This is a genomic window from Candidatus Nitrosopumilus salarius BD31 (assembly GCF_000242875.2).
GTDB classification, from domain to species: Archaea; Thermoproteota; Nitrososphaeria; order Nitrososphaerales; family Nitrosopumilaceae; genus Nitrosopumilus; species Nitrosopumilus salarius.
Genome location: NZ_AEXL02000081.1, coordinates 1 through 4,988, shown reverse-complemented (window position 1 = coordinate 4,988; position 4,988 = coordinate 1). Strand labels below are relative to the sequence as shown.

4 protein-coding genes are annotated in these 4,988 nt (G+C 33.9%); 2 read left to right on the top strand and 2 right to left on the bottom strand.

Features of this window, described 5'->3' with window-relative positions; all coding sequences use genetic code 11:
- A partial coding sequence (locus tag BD31_RS03805) for a hypothetical protein (protein ID WP_008298809.1) occupies nt 1–544 on the bottom strand: 544 nt, incomplete at its 3' end.
- Between the two features lie 596 nt (nt 545–1,140).
- Between BD31_RS03805 and BD31_RS03800 the strand changes: the two genes are divergently transcribed.
- Nucleotides 1,141–2,415 carry an MFS transporter gene (locus tag BD31_RS03800; RefSeq protein ID WP_008298812.1) on the top strand — a complete coding sequence of 425 codons (1,275 nt, stop codon included), beginning with the start codon at nt 1,141–1,143 and terminating at the stop codon, nt 2,413–2,415.
- 167 nt (nt 2,416–2,582) lie between these two features.
- Here BD31_RS03800 and BD31_RS03795 read toward each other — a convergent pair whose 3' ends face one another.
- Nucleotides 2,583–4,694, bottom strand: coding sequence for a CDC48 family AAA ATPase (locus tag BD31_RS03795; RefSeq protein WP_008298811.1), 2,112 nt, complete (start codon nt 4,692–4,694; stop codon nt 2,583–2,585).
- 151 nt (nt 4,695–4,845) lie between these two features.
- Between BD31_RS03795 and BD31_RS10270 the strand changes: the two genes are divergently transcribed.
- Entirely contained in the window at nt 4,846–4,983 is a 138-nt protein-coding gene (locus BD31_RS10270; RefSeq protein ID WP_008298810.1) for a hypothetical protein, read from the top strand.
- Nucleotides 4,984–4,988 lie beyond the last annotated feature (5 nt).

The following is a 4,988-nucleotide window of genomic DNA, read 5'->3' as shown; positions in this document are numbered from 1 at the left end:
GTGCTGAAACTTTTGCAGTTTCTTGTAGATTTTCCCCCCTAATTATAGCAGTTCTTTTTAGATTTTCAGATACAGTTTTTGCATAATTTCTACTATTTTCTAGTTCTGTTTTTTCAACATGCAGGATATTTTCAGATGCAGAATTTGCCAGTCTTTTCAAATTTTCAGATTCAACTTTTGCACTTGCTTTTAAATTTTCAATTTCAATTATTGCTTCCTTTTCAAGATTTTTATTTTCATCTATTACATGATGGAATAATTTTTCAGAATCACATAACGTGTGGTCTATGGAATTTAGAGATTCAGCAAGTGTACAATTTAACAGGTTTTGAGCTTCAACACGTCCTTGTATTATGATGTTTTCTGATGTCAATAGATCACAGTCCAACAGATTTTGAGCTTCAATCAGTTCAGATTTTAACAGGTTTTGAGCTTCAATCAGTTCAGATTTTAACAGGTTTTGAGCTTCAACACTGTTTGCTTCTAACTGTTCTTTATCAAAAGTAAATGGCTTAATGAAATTTTCAACAAAATCATCATCCAAAAAATTCACCAAGATGTTTAGCGTTGGACATACTCTGTATTGTCGTAAGAACAATTAAACTTGTAGGATCTTATTACAATGACATTCTCACATATATTCAACGCCTAAAACATGAATTTCATAATGTACTGTAATTTTTTTTTAATACAAAAAATGCACTTGTTGTTTTACATGCATGACTGCAATTCTAGGCACATTTAGAGAAAGAAAATTTCCAAACAATCACAGGGTTACGACATAAAAGGGTTGCAATGTAGAAGATTTAGATTCCTTTTTGAAATTAGGTCAATTTGAGTTACAAATGAAAAATTAATACGAAGTTTTTTGATTTCATCGATTCATCAATAATAGTCAAAAACTTTCAATCTTGTTAATGTTAGGCATAAAAAAATCTGAAAGAAAAAAATAAGATGTTATGAAAATTAATCATTATGTTATGTTCTGACCTCAAACACAGAGAAAATGTACAACGAACTTGGTAGAACTCAATAAAAGATTATAATTGAATAAAAAATGTAGTAATTAGCGGTGTTTTGATTTGATTATACAGTTAGATTCTAGAAATGTTTGGCCTTAGTAAACAGCAGACAACTTCCATGTTTGGATCATGGATGGGTTGGGCTCTAGATGGTTATGATTTAGTTTTAATGTTATTTGTTTTAACTTCAGTAAGTCAACTTTTCTTTCCATCAGAAAATTCTACAACTAGCCTATTATCATCATTTGCAGCATATGTAATTGCATTACTCATCAGACCTGTTGGCGGTGCATTTTTTGGAAATTATGGTGATAAATTTGGAAGGAAAAAGACAATGATGATTACAATCATCGGCTTTTCCATTGCAACATTTTCAATGGGATTCTTACCTGTATGGGAGCAAGCAGGGTTACTTGCACCAATTTTATTAATCAGTTTAAGATTTGTTCAAGGATTTTTTGCAGGAGGTGAATGGGGAAGTGGGTCTGTGTTAACAATGGAGAGTGCTACCAAAGAAAAAAGAGGCCCCATGTCAGGATTTTTGCAAGGAGGTTTTTCTCTAGGATTCATCATGGCAGCAATTTCATTCACAATAGTAAGTTCAGTTTATTCCGATAATCAATTTTCAGAATTTGGGTGGAGAATATTATTCATATCAGGTTTGATTCCAGGAATACTTTCGTTAATCATAAGATTGAAAATGAGTGAATCGACTGTATGGTTGGAGAAAAAAGAAAAACATGGAACACATGATTTTCCATTAAAGAAAATTTTGAGTAAAGAACATCGAGGGAAATTCTTATCAGTCATGATGATAACATCTGGACTTCACTATCTATATTACACATCTCTAGGATTTATGCCCACATTTTTAGAAAATTATGTACATGTTACGCGTTCGGATATTGCATTAGTAATGATTGCTGGTACATCTACTGCACTTTTTGGGGAATTCTTTGCAGGTAGCATTAGCCAGAGAATAGGCCGCTTGAGAACATTTTCTATTTTTGCAAAAGCGTCAATAGTTTTAGCTGTGCCTTTATCGTTATTTTTATTTGAATCTACAAGCTTTTTTGCAATTTTGGGCTATGTTGTGATCCTTACTGTTATCACAGTTTCACCATGGGGCCCAATTCCAGCCTTTTTGTCGGAAAGATTCCCTACAAGGATTAGAAATAGTGCATCAAGTTTTGCTTACAGTGCAGGACTAATTGTAGGTGCATGGGCACCAATGATTGCAATTAACTTGTTTTCAATAGACAGCCAACACATCCCATATTTGTTGGCGTTTAACATCATAATTGGAGCAGTTACAGTATTAATCGGAGTGCGTTTCAATCCTGAAACTCGAGATATTGATTTAGTAGATCATCCATACGAATCTCAAAAATGACATTAACTGCATACATAAAATTTACATGATTCTCTTTAATTCAAATTAAAGATATTTTTATCATTATTTGTTTTTAATTTTATCATGATCTTTTATTTCTGTATCTAAATTTATTGAGAAATGATTTCCAGATTTGTGTTGGATGCATAGTCCTTTACATGCCATTATTATTTCGTCTTTTTTATTTGCTCAACTGAATCTTCTAAATCTTTTTGAGTTATCTTGATTGATTTGACATCTTTCTCTTTATTTTCAACAAATCTCTTTACTCCCAAAAGTGCAGCACGATTACAAACTTCTTCAATCTCAGCTCCACTGAATCCTTTTGCCATTTCTGCAAGTGTTTTTAGATTGACATTTTCTTCAAGAGGTTTTTCTTTGGTATGAATTTTGAAAATCATCTCTATTCCTGCAACGTCTGGATTTGGAACTTCAATAACTCTGTCAAATCTTCCCGGTCTGAGTAATGCTGGATCTACAATGTCTAGTCTGTTTGTTGCTCCAATTATCAATACGTTGTTGAGTTCCTCTAACCCGTCTATCTCAGTTAGAATTTGAGAGACAACATTTTCTGTAACGTGTGAATCCGAACCCCCACTTCCTCTCTTTGGAACAAGTGCATCAATCTCATCAAAAAAGATGATGCAAGGAGCTGCCATACGTGCTTTTCTGAAAATTTCTCTTACTCCTTTTTCAGATTCGCCAACCCATTTTGAGAGCAATTCTGGACCTTTGATGCTGATAAAATTTGATTCAGTTGTTGTTGCAACTGCCTTTGCAATCAATGTCTTTCCAGTTCCTGGCGGACCATAAAGTAACACTCCTTTTGGAGGCTTTACATGAGCATAATCAAAGGCACCCTTGTATTTTAATGGCCACTCTATTGCCTCACGTAATTCTTCTTTTAATTCATCCAAACCTCCAACATCATCCCAACTAACATTTGGAATCTGAACTAGAACTTCTCTGAGTGCAGAAGGTCTGACTTCTTTTAATGCATCTGTAAAGTCCTGACTGGTTATCTTTATTTTTTGCAATATTTCTTTTGAAACTTTTTCTTCCTCTAAATTAATTTCAGGCAAAATTCTTCTCAGAGATTTCATCGCAGCCTCTTTACAAAGTACTTCCAAGTCTGCCCCCACAAACCCATGAGTTGTTTTGGAGATTTTCTTTAGATCTACTTTTTTGTCCAGTGGCATTCCACGCGTGTGAATGTTTAGAACTTCTAATCTTCCCTCATCATCAGGAATTCCAATTTCAATCTCTCTGTCAAATCTTCCAGGTCTTCTAAGAGCTGGATCAATGGAGTCTGGTCTGTTAGTAGCTGCAATAACTACAACTTTTCCTCTAGATTTCATCCCATCCATTAGAGTTAGTAGCTGTGAAACAATTCGTTTTTCCAATTCTCCTGAAACCTCTTCTCTCTTGGGGGCAATAGAATCAATCTCATCTATGAAAATAATACTTGGGGCATTTTCTTCAGCTTGTGTAAATATTTCTCTTAATTTTTCCTCACTTTCTCCATAATGCTTTGCCATAATTTCAGGACCGCTTAGTGAAGTAAAATGAGAATTTGTTTCACCAGCAACTGCTTTTGCAAGTAATGTCTTTCCAGTTCCTGGCGGACCATAAAGCAAAACACCTTTTGGTGATTCTATGCCTATTTTCTCAAAAAGTTCTGGATGCCTCATTGGCAATTCGACCATCTCCCGAATCTTTAGAATTTCATTTTTTAATCCCCCCAAATCATCATAAGTAAATCTAGGAACTGATGCGTCAATTGATTTGGTTACTGAACCTAACTTGAATATTGTATTTTCAGTAACAATGACTGGTTTTGTTGGTTTAGTGCTAGTTACAATTAATTGAATTTTGCTTCCCATTTGGGTGCTGACAATAACAGTGTCTCCTGTTGTAAAGACATTTCCTTGATAACGTGAAATCATATACTCGTGTAATCCTTCAGCGTGAATTTTTTCAGTAGGTGATAAAATAATTTGTTCTGCATCTGCTCCTTTTACAGCATTAATTGTAACTTTTTCTCCGATACTTGCTCCAATGTTGTATCTTGTAAGACCGTCAATACGGATAATTCCACTGTCACGATCCTCTGGAAATCCTGACCATAGCTTGACATGGCTTTTTTTATTTGCAGATAATTCTAAAATTTGTCCTGCTTGCCAATTATTTTCTTCAATTATTTGAGGATCAATAATCGCTACTCCATAACCAACATGACTTTGTGGCATCTCATCAATTTTAAGTTCTATTTCAGTCATGATTTTGAAGAATAATTATCATTGCAATCCTTATTGTTATAGTTATTATAAACAGGAACATTGATTCCCAAAAATGAATTTTAAGTCATACAAGAATATCAAAACTGAAAATTATGACTTTGCTAATATATTACGATGTTGAAAATATTCCATGTCTAAAAGGACAAGGAAAGAATTAGAAAAAGACTGGAAGAAACTTGAACAAGGAGAAATGAATGAGGAAGAGCATCAACTTGATCTCAAAAAAGGATACGAGCAAGACGAAGAGTATGAAGAATCCAGAGATTAATTGTT